Below are 12733 nucleotides of genomic sequence, written 5' to 3'. Positions count from 1 at the left end.
CAAAGTTTTATCTTTCCTTAATCCTTTTTAAGACGCAAAGATTTTATCTGCGATAAAATTGAATACTGTTTATATTTTATTTCCCGCAGATTACGCAGATTACGCAGATGTTTATGTAAAATCTGCATAATCCGCTAGATCTGCGTGAGTTTTTATCTGTGGTATTTGTGTGATCTGTGGGAAATTTTTTAATATTAAATTTCAGCATCGATCAACACCGCCAGCTGAATGCAAGGTTCATCAGACCGGTTGCTCCATGCATGGTTGGTTCCTCTTTGGATGACAATGTCTCCAGGTTTAAGAATTGTCTCTCCTTCTTCCATAATCAGATGAAGTTCTCCGGAAAGAATAATAATGTAATCCAGCGTTGGAGTTTGATGCATCATGGGATGAGGTTCTCCTTTTTTAAACTCAACACCTAAATCTTTATCCGGTGGAATGACCACATACCTGAAATAGGTTCCGTTTTTTGGGGTTTGTGGAAATCCTGTGTTGGGAATTGTGGTTTCAAAATCTAAGCTTGCAGGAGTATTTTGAGTATTCCAGATGTCTGAAATAATCAGTCCCGGAAGATGTTCTACTGCATTTTTTACCTGCTGATCTTCCACAATGATGGACTTTCCGTTTTTGATTCCTGTTACAATGCGTCTTGGTATTTTATTCATGGGTTGATGAGTGTTTCATGATAAGTTTATGACCTTGCGTCTGGTTGTTTTTAAGTATAGAATGTGCCTGAAGAACCGTTTTCAGGGAAAGGTCTCCTATTACTTTGTGTTGTGGTGGTGGGATAGCTCCGCTTTCAATCAGGTTTTTAATTTCGATCAAGCTGTTTTGGTAATAATCATACTTTTTGATCATGCTGTAGCTATAATTAGAGATATTCATAATCAGACATCCTTTATTGAAGAGCATTTCATGGGCATCTTTTGTTACTAAAGCAGTCACATCTACATAAGTTCCGTTGATCTTTAAAACATCAGCTGTGATTTCAGATATATAATTTCCTACGAGGTCAATTCCAATATCAAAAGGAAGATTATTATTGGCTTTTAAAATCTTTTCGGCCAGATTTTCCTGTTTGTAATTGATTATCTGATTGTTTTTTACTCCTAAATTGATAAGCATTTGCCTGTTTTCTTCACTGCCCACCGTTACAATGAAATTTTGAATATGATGAGCGAGTAAAATTTTGATTAAAAATGATCCCACTCCTCCGGCTGCTCCGGTTACAAGAATGGTTTGCTCGGGTTGTAATTGTAAACGGTTAAAAATTTGCAGCGAAGTAAGTCCTGCTGATGGTATAGCAGCCGCCTGCTCAAACGAAATATTTTTTGGTTTAAGGGAAACAATGGATTCCGGAACTGAAATGTATTCTGCATAAGTCCCATTACTTCCCATAGAGCCACTTCCGCAAAATACTTCATCTCCAATGTTGAATTGAGTGACATCCGTTCCTTTTTCTACAATAATTCCGGATAACTCACGGCCTAATATGGGTGACTTGATTAATTTTCGTTCCAATTCATTTTCCAGCATTTGATAATCGATAGGATTAAAGCCACTTGCCTTGATTTGAATTAAGACTTCATTGTTTTTAGGTTGTGGCTGATTTGTAATTCCATCTTCAAGCTGAAATTTTTCATTTAAAATAATTGCTTTCATACTCTTAATTTGATGTACAAATGTAAAGAGGGAATAGTTTATATTTGCTACTAGTTAACTAATGGTAACTAGTTACCTTCATGAAACTATTATGGCAAAAATCATAGAAAACGGCATCGAAAGAGAAGCCAGCTGTACGGAAGAGTTGTTTGCAATGCGTGACAGTCTGGATGTATTGGGAGGAAAATGGAAACTGATGATTTTAAGATATCTGACGAACAGACCAGATCAAATGATTCATTTTAAAAAGCTGGAACGCAGTATTGAGGGGATTTCCGCTAAAATGCTGAGCAAAGAATTAAAAGAAATGGAAACCAATCTTTTGATCACAAGAACGATTCAGGATACAAAACCCATCACGGTAACGTATGCAGTGACAGAGTATGGGAAATCTGTATTTCCGGTGACAGAAACGCTGGTTAACTGGGGTATAATCCATAGAGAAAAGATCAAAGAATCGATGAATTCTTCTGAATCATAGAGTGTCAATAAAAAAATCCTCAGACTCATGGAGAGTTGAGGATTTTAAGTAATACCAAATTATATCGTTATATTAATTTTTATCTAACCATAACTTGACCAGTTCAGAGTGGTTTTCTACCCATTCCTTAGCGGTGGCTTCTTTATTTTTACTCTGTTCCATTTTCATTAAAAGATCAGACATCGTTTCATCATCAAAATGGACTTTGGAAAAGAATTTGGCTAAATCCGGATGATCTTTACCAAAGCTTTTTCTGGAATAGGTTTTAATCTGCTCTGCTTCACCAAAGATCTTTTTGGGATCATCAAGAAACTTAAGCTTCATTTTGCCAAACATCCAGTGAGGCTGCCATCCCGTTACCACAATCCATTCTTTTCGTTGTATGGCATTCTGTAACTCGGTGATCATGGCAATGGTAGAGGAGTTGATCTGTTTATAATCCAGTTTATAATCAATAATGGCTTTATCCGTTCCGGTTGTTAATCCGGCACCTTTCTCAATTCCAATGATTCTATGATCGAATTGCTCCTGATGTTGATTAAGTTCTTCAATGGAATGAACAGGCACATATTCCGGAACAACCAATCCTATACGGCCGTTGTTGTAATTGGTTCCAAGATGAACCAATCCAGGAAATTTAGCAAGTTTTTTAGCGTGCGTGTAAGGAAGCCAGACTCCCATGAAAAGGTCTGTATCTTCATTATTCATCGAAGCCAGAATCATATCTGTAGAGGCTTTTTGAATAATGACATGATATCCCTGCTGGTCCAAAATGGCTTTAGCAACGTGGGTCATCGCCACATCTTCCGCCCAGCCATCTACCATTCCTATGGTAATATATTTAGAGTTTTTTATATTTTCACACGAATTTAATGCAGCCAATACCACTATTAAAAAGGGAAAAAATAGATATTTTAATTGTTTCATCTTATTGTTTTTTCTTTACAAATCCTTGGGTAATCCGGTCAAGGATAATGGCTAAAATCACAACGGATAAACCACTTTCGAATCCTAATCCGATATCCAGATTATTAATTCCTTCCAATACTTTTTCACCTAGACCACCTGCAGCAATCATTCCTGCAATAACAACCATGGATAGAGATAATAGTATGGTTTGATTGATCCCTGTTAAAATCGTTTTCATGGCTAAAGGAAGTTCTACTTTAAATAGAATCTGACGGTTGGTCGCTCCAAAAGCTCTGGCGGCTTCTACGATATCTTTCGGAACGGCTTCAATTCCCAATGTCGTTAATCGCACCGCAGGCGGCATTGCAAAAATGATGGTTGCAAAAGCTCCGGGTACTTTACCGATACTGAAAAATAGTACAGCTGGAATCAGATAAACAAATGCAGGCATTGTCTGCATTAAATCCAGTAAAGGGCGGATAATTTTGGCGGCTATTTTACTTTTAGCAGCCCAAATTCCCAGAGGGATAGAAATAATAAGGGCCGTTATGGTTGCTACAAAAATAAGGGCTAGGGTTTCCATGGTTTCTTTCCATAATCCCATTAAAAATATTAAACTTAGCCCGGCTGCCGTGACAACAGCGATGCCTTTTCCGGCTTTCCATAATGCGAGCAGCGTAAAAAAGAGAATGATAACATAAAAGGGAGTGTGTACCAAAACCCATTCAATTCCCATAATAGAAGAGTTTCCTACGTGTTTTATGACATCAAATACAGGTTTTCCATTTTCTGTGAGCCAATTGATTGCAGTTTCTACATATTGACCTATATCTATAGTTTTATTCATCTTATTGATTGTTTGCGATTTCTTTTAATTCAATGATCTCTTCTTCGTTAAACTTAGTAGCTTCTATGATGAGAGATAATTGGGTGATAAGACCTAAAAATTTATTGTTTTCGTCTACCACGGCGATAGCCGATTTATTTCCTGAAATTAACGGTAGCATTTCTTCTACGGTAACTTCCGGATAAACTGAAGGAACGTTGCTGTTGATAATTGATTCTACTGTAGGTTCTTTCTTTTTTGCAATTCGAACGACATCATTAAGGATCACAAACCCCAGGAATTTATTTTGAAAATCTACGACAGGTAAGTTTTCCAATCCTGTTGCTCTCATTTTTCTTAAAGCTCCTTCAGGACCATCTTTTCTGAAACGTACCACCGTAGCTTTGTCGAACATCAAAGATCTGGCGGTGATAATTGTTTTACGATCCACTTTCTCTACAAATGCTTTTACATAGTCGCTTGCAGGATTAGTCAAAATGTCTTCCGCTGTTCCTATTTGCTCTATGACACCATCTTTCATAATAACGATACGGTCTCCAATTTTAATGGCCTCGTCCAGATCATGGGTAATGAAGACAATGGTTTTTTGCAATGTATTTTGCAGCTCAAGCATTTGATCCTGCATTTCAGATTTTATCAAAGGGTCCAGTGCGGAGAAAGCTTCATCCATCAGCAATACTTCAGGATCGTTGGCCAAAGCTCTCGCCAATCCTACTCTCTGCTGCATTCCTCCTGAAAGTTGGGAAGGATACTGATTTTCGAAACCATTCAATCCTACAATGTCCAGTGCTTTCTGTGCTTTTTCATCACGGGAAGCTTTGTCTTCTCCTCTGATTTCCAGTCCGAAACCGGCATTGTCTAAAATAGTATGATGAGGCAGCAATCCAAATTTTTGAAACACCATACTCATTTCCGTTCTTCTTACTTCCAGAAGTTCTTTATTGTTTTTACTGGTAATATCATCGTCATTGATGTATACTTTTCCTGAAGTAGGCTCATTCAGTCTGTTTAGACAGCGTAATAAAGTGGATTTTCCACTTCCTGACAATCCCATGATGACAAAGAATTCACCTTCATAGATTTCAAAGCTTGCTTTATTGATTCCTATGGTGCAGCCTGTTTTTTCAAGAATTTCCTTTTTGGAAAAACCTTTGTCTAAAAGTTCCTGTGCTTTCTCTTTGTTTTTACCAAAAATAATAGTCAGATCTTCAACTTTAAGTTTTACTTTTCTACTGTTTTCATTTTTTTCCATATTCAGATTTTTTAATTAATGGTATAAAAAATTGTACACCAATTCATTATACCCCATTTTACGTTGTTGTTCTGGTGATGATAGCATAAAATAATCTACTAAGCTTCTTATCATGATAGAAGCTTTTCACAAAAAAAATAAGACCACAAAGCACCTAAGGCCTTATGTTTATTTTAAATATTTCAATAGATTATACTCTAGAAAAAGAGTGTATCGTGTAAAAAGAACTTAATCTTTTACATCGATTCTACAATTAAATTACTGATGAAGTAATTACGGATATGTGTACTGAACAACTTGAATTTCTACATCTCATCACAATGCAGGTCAATATAAAAATATTGTGTATCAATCTTTTATGACGATGCAAATTTACGAATTTTATATTAAATGGATTTTTTGAGACGTAAGAAGCTGGTTTTAAGTCTGATGATGGGAGGAAATATTCATAGTAATTTTTCTCTTATCATAAAAGATAAGAGGGTATTGATCATGTATATATTTTTAAGAAGATCTTTAAAAATACGGGCAATGAAATTACTTCAATAAAACAGCAATAATGGCAAGGATAGCAGGTAAAGCCTGAACGAAAAATATTTTTTTAGTCGCTGAAATTGCTCCATAGATTCCTGCCACGGCTACACATCCTAAAAAGAAGAGTGCTACATTCGTTTGCCATTGCGGATCTTTAATCAGAAATGACCAGATCAATCCTGCAGCCAGAAAACCATTATAAAGGCCCTGGTTGGCGGCTAATCCTTTGGTGGGTTTAAACATTTCTGCAGGAAGGGCAGCTTTGAAAACTTCTTTTCCTTTTGTTTCCCATGCAAACATTTCCATCCAAAGAATATAAATATGTTCCAGTGCAACGACTGCGATCAGAATTTTAGCAATGATTTCCATGATTCAATATTTTCTCATTGTAAAACTAAAAAAATAAAGTTAAGTTTGGTTACTAAATTTTACAATGGAAACTTTCAAAGCACATTTAGATAAATTCATTACGGTCAATGACGAGGAATTTGCTTCCATCATTTCTTTTTTTCAGGTTTTAAAAGTAAAAAAGAAAGAAAACCTGATGCTTGAGGGTGATGTTTGTAAGTTGAAGTATTTTGTTTTGGAAGGATGTCTGAGAAAGTTTTTTGTCAATGAAAAAGGAGTAGAACAAACCACGGAGTTTGCTATAGAAAACTGGTGGATGTCAGATACTTTTGCTTTTGAAAAACAGATAAAATCAAGCTTTAATATTCAGTCTGTAGAGAATTCCAAAATTTTAACCATTGATTTTCAGTCTCAGGAGCTTTTATTGGAAAAGCATCCCATTATGGAACGCTATTTCAGAATGGTATACCAAACAGCTTATGCTGCTGCCGAAAAAAGAATCCGTTATATTTATGAGATGACAAAAGAAGAATATTATGTGCATTTCAGTACTTTGTATCCTTGGTTTATCCAAAGAATTCCGCAATACTTAATTGCTTCCTTTTTGGGTTTTACGCCAGAATATCTGAGTGAAATCAGAGCAAAATTACGTTCTTAAACCAGTTTAAGATTTTTACGGATTAGAAACCGGAAATTTGTCATGTTATTAAAAGCCAATACAATGACAGATACGAAAAATCAATTTCCGCAGCTATTTTTAAGACTTGCTCTCGGGGTAACCATGCTTTCTGCAGTGGCAGACCGGTTCGGGTTATGGAGCAAAGAAAATTCGTCATGGGGAAGTATGGCCAGTTTTGAAGAATATACAAGACAGCTGACCTTTTTTCTTCCGGAAGCATTGAGTACTTTTTCAGCATATGCAGCCACCTTTCTGGAAATTCTGTTTCCATTGATGTTGATTTTAGGATTTAAAACCAAAATAGCAGCATATGGGACTAGTATTTTATTGCTGATTTTTGCAGTGTCTATGACCATTGCATTAGGTTCTAAAGCTCCACTCAATTATTCTGTTTGGGTGGGAAGTGCAGCAGCTCTTTTACTGGCTGTTCAGCAACGATATTCTTTTAGTATAGATCAATTAACCAAAAAATAATAATATAATGAGCGCAAGATTAAATATTGCAACAGTAGATTCAGCGGCTTACAAGGCGATGATGGGATTAGAGGGTTATTTACAAACCATTTCTTTAAGCCATATTCAGAAAGAATTGATTAAGATCAGGGCTTCTCAAATCAATAAATGTGCTTTTTGCCTTGATATGCACACAAAAGATGCCTTAAAATATGGAGAAACTCCACAAAGAATCTTCATTTTGGAAGGCTGGAGAGAAGCAAAAGATTTCTTTACAGAAGATGAGCAGGTGCTTTTGGCGATGACAGAAGAAATTACATTGATTAGCCATGACGGCTTGACTGAGGAAACTTATCAAAAGGCTAAACAAATTTTTGACGAAGCTCAGATTGCTCAGATCATCATTGCAATTGTAACCATCAATGCATGGAACAGAATCGCAGTGAGCACACATCTTCCGATTGCAAAATAAAAAGATTTATTATTTGTCAACAAATGATAATTAAAAAAGCTCCCTCAAAAGGAGCTTTTTATTTGTTTATAGAAAAAGAATTTAAAGCTGATGTAAAGCCGAATTGATAAATTCCAGTTCTTCTTTAGATAGATCTATAGACATTGCTTTTGCATTTTCGATGGCTTGTTGTGCATTTCTTGCTCCTGCCAATACTACTGTAATTGCCGGTTGAAGAGTTGTCCATCTCAATACCAATTGTGAAAGACTTACTTCTTTTTCCTGAGCGATAGGTTCTATTTTTTCAAGAAAAGTTTTTACTTTATTTAAATCAAACTGCGAGAAATAACCGTTTCTGTGGTCATTATCTTTCAATTTGTCTTCTTTGAAATATTTACCTGTTAAAAGTCCTCTTTCCATTGGGCTGTACACGATGATTCCAGAATTATTTTCCAAAGAATAAGGGACAAGATCATTTTCGATAGTACGGTTCAACATACTATAAGAAACCTGATTGCTTGCCAGTTTCAGTGTTCTGTTGGCTTCTTCCATTTGTGCAACGGTATAGTTACTTACTCCGGCAGTACGGATTTTTCCTTGTTGAATCAATAATTCCATAGCCTCCATTGTTTCGCAGATAGGAGTTGTGTTGTCTGGCCAGTGAAGTTGCAAAAGGTCTATATAATCTGTTCCTAGTCTTTGTAAGCTTTCTTCAACCTCTTTGATGATATTTTCTTTAGAAGCAAACTTATAAACCGGAACTGTTTCTCCGTCATCTTCAGCATCAAAGAAAAATTCTCCCTTTCCCTTATTGCTTCCATCCCATACCAACCCGAATTTGGTTAATAATTGGATTTTTGAACGGTCTTTTCCTTTAATTGCTTGTCCTATCATTTCTTCACTCAACCCGAAACCATAGAATGGGGCGGTATCAATAGAAGTTACCCCATGATCTAATGAGGCGTGAATAGAGTTAATAGAATCCTGTTTTTCATTTCCTCCCCACATATTTCCACCGATTGCAAAGGCTCCATGTGTAATCACAGATAGTTCAAGATCGGTATTTCCTAATTTTCTATATTCCATTTTATTGTTATAAAATTATTTATTTAATTCTTTTAATATGGCTTCCCCAACGCTCTTTGCAGATTGTGGATTCTGCCCTGTAATTACTCGTTGATCTGTAACCACATGATTTTGCCAAAGTCCTGATTTTTCAAATTTGGCCCCTCTTTCTTTTAGTTTGTTTTCTAACAAGAAAGGAACAACGTCTGTTAATTTCACTTCAGATTCCTCTTCATTGGTAAAAGCATTGATCTTTTTCCCGTCTACAAGATATTTCCCATTATTAAGCTTAATATTCACCAAGCCGGCAGGGCCATGACATACACCTGCTACAATCCCTCCATTTTCATAGATTTTTGAAGCAATACCTGCCAATTCTGTGTTGTCTGCAAAGTCCCACATCGCTCCATGTCCTCCTGCATAAAAGATGGTTGAGTAATCATTTGAATTAACCTGTGATGGTTGTAAAGAATGATCGATTTTGTTTTTATATTCCTTGTTTTCCCAGAATTCTTTGTTTACAGGATCCTTTAAATCGAATCCGTCTACCGGAGGTGTTCCGCCTTTCGGACTCACAAAATCAATTTCATAGCCGGCCTTGTGAAGAACTTCCCATGGATGAGAAACTTCGCCTAAATAATATCCTGTATTTTCGCCTGTATTGCCTTTTTTATCATGGCTGGTTACGACAAATAAAATTTTCTTTTTCATAGAAGTAGATTTTTGATGTTGTGCCTGAATAAATCCAATGGTGAAAAGGGTAAGAAATAAAAGTGCTGTCTTTTTCATGATTAAATAAGGCTAGTGATATAAATCTGAGGTTTCTCCTGAAGTTTTTCATCAACCAAAGCCCCGAAATCTTGAATATAAGGTTGTTGGTTATGCTGTGCTAACCCCTCTTCACTTTTCCAGATTTCATAGAAGACGAATTGGTTTTTGTCTTCAATTCCCTGATGAAGATTGTACAGTTCACATGCTTCCTCTTTTCTTGTTTCTTTTACCATATTCTGAAGAACTTCCCATACTTCTGATTGATGCTCTTCTTTGGCTTTTATAACTGCTGTAAGGTGAATTTTCATTATACTAATTCCGGTTTTAATTCTTTTTCAAATACGTTTCTCACATGATCTCTGTAAAGCTTCATATCACGCTCTATATTAGCATTCTTTTCCACATCATGGAAGTGGAAGCTTTCCATTTTTTCTAATGAAACAAAGGCGTTCATTCTATGGAACCCAAATAAAGGTCCATCATCTACACTGGTTTCATTGAAAAATTCTCCCGGAAGTGTAAATGCGGTTGCAGGTGCATTCCAGCTTGTTGTTAGCATATATTTTCTACCACCAAGCATTCCTCCTGTACCATAGTTGATCTCAGGATTGGCCGCATTTCTTCCGTCACTCATGTAAATTCCTTTGGCATGACCTGCAGTGAAAACTTCATCAATATATTTTTTTAATCCATTCGGAAGCTGGAACCACCAGATCGGAGTATGATAAATAATATAATCTGCCCAGACAAACTTTTGAACTTCTTCATTTTTATTATATTCTTCACTCACATTGGTTATTTTTACTTCTACATTTTCAAATTCCTTAAGAACTTCTAATGTATTTTCTGCAATAGTCTGGTTATATTTTCCTCCGGAATGTCCGAAATTTTGTCCTCCGTTGATGATTAGTACTTTTTTCATTTTTTTATGATTGTTTAAATTTTACTCTGCAAAGTTATGATGGAAGTTTGTATAATTAAAATAGTATAATTAATACTTATCTATTATAAAAATGATAGTTAAAATATTTGTATTTATGTAAAATGTCATGCAGTCTGTTCATCCTGATCTCATCATTCTCTTGTAAATTTGTTATGTAAATTGAATGATAATGATACAGATAGCAGTTTTTAGTGATGTGCATGGAAATCTTCCTGCGCTGGATGCGGTGTTGAATGATATTGAGCAAAGAGGAATCCGTCAAAAATTCTGCTTAGGTGATCTTGTTGATTTTGCTCCTTGGGGAAATGAAGTAATAGAAAAAATTAAAAACTTGAATATCCCATGTTTATTGGGGAACCATGATGAACGAATCGCTTTTGATTTACCTGTTTTTCCTTTAAGTAAGCATTCAGAAGAAGAAACGGAGGCAAGATTTATTGCTATTGATCATTCTAAGAAATACATCACAGAAGAGAATAAAAAATTTTTAGCTGAACTTCCTTTTCATTTAAAGTTAAACTATAAAATAGGGAATAAGCATTGGAATATTCAACTGTTGCATTCCAGTCTGGAAAGCAATGATACTTATTTATATGAGTCGGAAAATGATGAGGTTTTTATGAATATGCTGGAAGATTCAAAGGCTGATTTAATTGTAATGGGCCATACTCATTTATCATTTAAAAAACAGTTTGAGAATAGAAAATGGGCAGTTAACTGTGGTTCTGTAGGTCGTTCGAAAGAAGAGAACAGATTAGCTTCCTATTTAATTTTAAGATTAGATGAAGAACAGATTTTTCCAGAAATTATACAGATAGCTTATCCGCTTGAAGAAACTGTGCGTGGTATTGAAGAAAGCAATATTCCTGATTATTACTCTGCCTTTTTAAAAAATGAAAAAGTATCGTTATTATAATGCTCTTTTATTGAAATTTTATCCACAAATAAAAGTTGTTTTTGTATCTATCATGAACAGTTCATATAAGATTTTATTTTCTTTCTTTATTAAAAAGCATACATAATTTATATTGTAATTAATTGGTTTGTAGTTGTTTGTAACTATTCGAACTTTAATTTGTAGCAAGTCGAACTCATTTTTTTATAGGAATCAGTTCGAATATTTTTATTCGGACTTCTCTGAAAATTATCTGATGGATATTTGTATCAAATTAAAATCTTAGAAATCATGAAAAAGACAAGCCTTTTTATTTTTTTACTATTATCAGTATTTTGTATAGCACAATTACACAAAGGAAAAATAGATACTTTACTTACTCCGGAAATTGGTGGAATAAAGCAAGCTATAGACATTAAAACAGATGATTCTACCAAGCCTATACTGCTCTTTTTATCAGGAGGACCCGGAAGCTCAATGAGGAAAAATGCAGATTCTTTTACCAATATTTTAAAAAATAAATTTACCATTGTTCAGTGGGATCAGAGAGACGCCGGAAAAACATTGGAATTAAATCCATCTCCCGTTCAGCCTTCAGTGGAGCTTATGGGAAAAGATACCTATCAGGTTATCAATTTCCTGAGAAAAGAATTAAAACAGGAAAAAATATATCTATTGGGTAGTTCTTGGGGAAATGCTTTAGGTTTTTATATCGTAAGAAATCATCCTAATCTATTGCATGCTTATTTTGCAGTAAATCCTGTTGTGAGTCAACTAGAGAGCGAGAAAGAATTGCTTCAGATTTTAAAAGATCATTTTAAAGAAGATCCTGTTGCCACTAAAGAATTAGCAAGTGTACAAATCCCGTTCAAGGTAGATGAAGACCTGTTCTATTTAAGAAAATGGCTTTTTTATAAAGATGGGAAGCAATATGTAAAAACTGATGATTTCAAGAAAGGCTTTCTTCAATGGTCAAAAACATGGTCACCTGCATGGAACGAAGTGATGAATATCGACTTGCCAAAAACTTTAAAGAAAGTAGATTGTCCTATTTATTTCTTTGTAGGTAAAAATGATGTTCAAACCTCTACCAGAATTACTACTGAATATTTCCAAAAAGTAAAGGCACCTAAGAAAGACTTGGTTTTATTTGAAAATTCAGGACATCAGATTCATAAAGATGAGTCGGAAAAGTTCCAGAATTCAATCATTCAGATGCTAAAATAATATAATTAAGAGGCAGAAGTTGGGAGAAAGAAGCAGTAAATTACTATTATACGGATTATTTATAGTTGTTATTTTGATTAAATAATTTAAAAAATCAATAAAGTCAGGTGATGATTGTTGTATAAGGTATATTAGCTCTTCTCTTCCAGCTTTAAGCTCTCTTCTCTCATTAAGTTATCGATCAGTATTATAATTATTTTGTAATTTTGTATCAGA

General features: G+C 35.0%; 16 protein-coding genes. 6 read left to right on the top strand and 10 right to left on the bottom strand.

All coding sequences use genetic code 11. The features are described 5' to 3' along the window. Nucleotides 1-194: 194 nt before the first annotated feature. Together C1638_RS16140 and C1638_RS16135 are read right to left on the bottom strand one after the other, a co-directional pair. Nucleotides 195-665 (bottom strand): cupin domain-containing protein, encoded by a 471-nt coding sequence (locus C1638_RS16140; protein WP_109622658.1) that lies wholly within the window; start codon nt 663-665, stop codon nt 195-197. Further along, nucleotides 658-1662, bottom strand: coding sequence for an NADP-dependent oxidoreductase (locus tag C1638_RS16135; RefSeq protein WP_109622656.1), 1005 nt, complete (start codon nt 1660-1662; stop codon nt 658-660). Before C1638_RS16135 ends, C1638_RS16140 begins: the two co-directional genes overlap by 8 nt. Nucleotides 1663-1753: 91 nt before the next feature. Here C1638_RS16135 and C1638_RS16130 point away from each other — a divergent pair, with 91 nt between their 5' ends. Continuing rightward, a complete protein-coding gene (locus C1638_RS16130) occupies nt 1754-2143 on the top strand; it encodes a winged helix-turn-helix transcriptional regulator (protein WP_109623246.1) in 390 nt (129 codons plus the stop codon). A gap of 72 nt (nt 2144-2215) precedes the next feature. On the opposite strand, the gene C1638_RS16125 is transcribed toward C1638_RS16130, so the two are convergent. The 4 genes from C1638_RS16125 to C1638_RS16110 form a co-directional block, all read right to left on the bottom strand. Then, on the bottom strand, nt 2216-3070 hold the full coding sequence (locus C1638_RS16125; protein ID WP_109622654.1) for a glycine betaine ABC transporter substrate-binding protein: 855 nt from the start codon (nt 3068-3070) through the stop codon (nt 2216-2218). Between the two features lies 1 nt (nt 3071). Beyond that, on the bottom strand, nt 3072-3899 hold the full coding sequence (locus C1638_RS16120) for an ABC transporter permease (protein WP_076356605.1): 828 nt from the start codon (nt 3897-3899) through the stop codon (nt 3072-3074). 1 nt (nt 3900) lies between these two features. Then, nucleotides 3901-5151: a quaternary amine ABC transporter ATP-binding protein gene (locus tag C1638_RS16115; protein WP_109622652.1), complete on the bottom strand. Its 1251-nt coding sequence runs from the start codon at nt 5149-5151 to the stop codon at nt 3901-3903. A gap of 537 nt (nt 5152-5688) precedes the next feature. Then, complete coding sequence (locus C1638_RS16110) at nt 5689-6054, bottom strand: DUF1304 domain-containing protein (protein ID WP_103234821.1); 366 nt, start codon at nt 6052-6054, stop codon at nt 5689-5691. A gap of 64 nt (nt 6055-6118) precedes the next feature. Between C1638_RS16110 and C1638_RS16105 the strand changes: the two genes are divergently transcribed. The 3 genes from C1638_RS16105 (at nt 6119) to C1638_RS16095 (ending at nt 7637) form a co-directional block, all read left to right on the top strand. Beyond that, a complete protein-coding gene (locus tag C1638_RS16105; protein ID WP_109622651.1) occupies nt 6119-6691 on the top strand; it encodes a Crp/Fnr family transcriptional regulator in 573 nt (190 codons plus the stop codon). A 63-nt stretch (nt 6692-6754) separates the two neighbouring features. Continuing rightward, complete coding sequence (locus tag C1638_RS16100) at nt 6755-7186, top strand: DoxX family protein (protein ID WP_228428189.1); 432 nt, start codon at nt 6755-6757, stop codon at nt 7184-7186. A gap of 7 nt (nt 7187-7193) precedes the next feature. After that, nucleotides 7194-7637: a carboxymuconolactone decarboxylase family protein gene (locus tag C1638_RS16095; RefSeq protein WP_109622647.1), complete on the top strand. Its 444-nt coding sequence runs from the start codon at nt 7194-7196 to the stop codon at nt 7635-7637. A gap of 81 nt (nt 7638-7718) precedes the next feature. Here the strand turns inward: C1638_RS16095 and C1638_RS16090 are convergent, their stop codons facing one another. The 4 genes from C1638_RS16090 to C1638_RS16075 are packed head-to-tail and all read right to left on the bottom strand — an operon-like array spanning nt 7719 to nt 10374. Beyond that, the gene (locus C1638_RS16090) at nt 7719-8702 is read right to left on the bottom strand and encodes an aldo/keto reductase (protein ID WP_109622645.1); all 984 of its coding nucleotides are present in this window, start codon (nt 8700-8702) and stop codon (nt 7719-7721) included. Between the two features lie 15 nt (nt 8703-8717). Beyond that, nucleotides 8718-9470, bottom strand: a complete 753-nt coding sequence (locus C1638_RS16085; RefSeq protein WP_228428187.1) for a type 1 glutamine amidotransferase domain-containing protein — start codon at nt 9468-9470, stop codon at nt 8718-8720. 2 nt (nt 9471-9472) lie between these two features. Next, entirely contained in the window at nt 9473-9760 is a 288-nt protein-coding gene (locus C1638_RS16080) for a putative quinol monooxygenase (RefSeq protein ID WP_109622643.1), read from the bottom strand. After that, nucleotides 9760-10374 carry an NAD(P)H-dependent oxidoreductase gene (locus C1638_RS16075; RefSeq protein WP_109622641.1) on the bottom strand — a complete coding sequence of 205 codons (615 nt, stop codon included), beginning with the start codon at nt 10372-10374 and terminating at the stop codon, nt 9760-9762. Before C1638_RS16075 ends, C1638_RS16080 begins: the two co-directional genes overlap by 1 nt. Before the next feature lie 190 nt (nt 10375-10564). Here C1638_RS16075 and C1638_RS16070 point away from each other — a divergent pair, with 190 nt between their 5' ends. Both C1638_RS16070 and C1638_RS16065 read left to right on the top strand, forming a co-directional pair. Then, nucleotides 10565-11311 (top strand): metallophosphoesterase family protein, encoded by a 747-nt coding sequence (locus C1638_RS16070; RefSeq protein WP_109622640.1) that lies wholly within the window; start codon nt 10565-10567, stop codon nt 11309-11311. Nucleotides 11312-11581: 270 nt separating this feature from the next. Next, the gene (locus C1638_RS16065) at nt 11582-12517 is read left to right on the top strand and encodes an alpha/beta fold hydrolase (protein WP_109622638.1); all 936 of its coding nucleotides are present in this window, start codon (nt 11582-11584) and stop codon (nt 12515-12517) included. Nucleotides 12518-12733 lie beyond the last annotated feature (216 nt).

Origin of the sequence: Chryseobacterium oncorhynchi (assembly GCF_002899895.1) — a bacterium.
Taxonomy (GTDB): Bacteria; Bacteroidota; Bacteroidia; order Flavobacteriales; family Weeksellaceae; genus Chryseobacterium; species Chryseobacterium oncorhynchi.
The sequence above is the reverse complement of the archived record's forward strand: the minus strand, read 5'-3'. Positions and strand labels throughout refer to the sequence as shown.

Bases quoted from the DNA above. Each gene is read 5' to 3' on its own strand.
- C1638_RS16135 (WP_109622656.1), bottom strand. From the start codon at position 1,662: ATGAAAGCAATTATTTTAAATGAAAAATTTCAGCTTGAAGATGGAATT.
- C1638_RS16120 (WP_076356605.1), bottom strand. From the start codon at position 3,899: ATGAATAAAACTATAGATATAGGTCAATATGTAGAAACTGCAATCAAT.
- C1638_RS16110 (WP_103234821.1), bottom strand. From the start codon at position 6,054: ATGGAAATCATTGCTAAAATTCTGATCGCAGTCGTTGCACTGGAACAT.
- C1638_RS16140 (WP_109622658.1), bottom strand. From the start codon at position 665: ATGAATAAAATACCAAGACGCATTGTAACAGGAATCAAAAACGGAAAG.
- C1638_RS16130 (WP_109623246.1), top strand. From the start codon at position 1,754: ATGGCAAAAATCATAGAAAACGGCATCGAAAGAGAAGCCAGCTGTACG.
- C1638_RS16065 (WP_109622638.1), top strand. From the start codon at position 11,582: ATGAAAAAGACAAGCCTTTTTATTTTTTTACTATTATCAGTATTTTGT.
- C1638_RS16080 (WP_109622643.1), bottom strand. From the start codon at position 9,760: ATGAAAATTCACCTTACAGCAGTTATAAAAGCCAAAGAAGAGCATCAA.
- C1638_RS16090 (WP_109622645.1), bottom strand. From the start codon at position 8,702: ATGGAATATAGAAAATTAGGAAATACCGATCTTGAACTATCTGTGATT.
- C1638_RS16085 (WP_228428187.1), bottom strand. From the start codon at position 9,470: ATGAAAAAGACAGCACTTTTATTTCTTACCCTTTTCACCATTGGATTT.
- C1638_RS16105 (WP_109622651.1), top strand. From the start codon at position 6,119: ATGGAAACTTTCAAAGCACATTTAGATAAATTCATTACGGTCAATGAC.
- C1638_RS16125 (WP_109622654.1), bottom strand. From the start codon at position 3,070: ATGAAACAATTAAAATATCTATTTTTTCCCTTTTTAATAGTGGTATTG.
- C1638_RS16095 (WP_109622647.1), top strand. From the start codon at position 7,194: ATGAGCGCAAGATTAAATATTGCAACAGTAGATTCAGCGGCTTACAAG.
- C1638_RS16075 (WP_109622641.1), bottom strand. From the start codon at position 10,374: ATGAAAAAAGTACTAATCATCAACGGAGGACAAAATTTCGGACATTCC.
- C1638_RS16100 (WP_228428189.1), top strand. From the start codon at position 6,755: ATGACAGATACGAAAAATCAATTTCCGCAGCTATTTTTAAGACTTGCT.
- C1638_RS16070 (WP_109622640.1), top strand. From the start codon at position 10,565: ATGATACAGATAGCAGTTTTTAGTGATGTGCATGGAAATCTTCCTGCG.
- C1638_RS16115 (WP_109622652.1), bottom strand. From the start codon at position 5,151: ATGGAAAAAAATGAAAACAGTAGAAAAGTAAAACTTAAAGTTGAAGAT.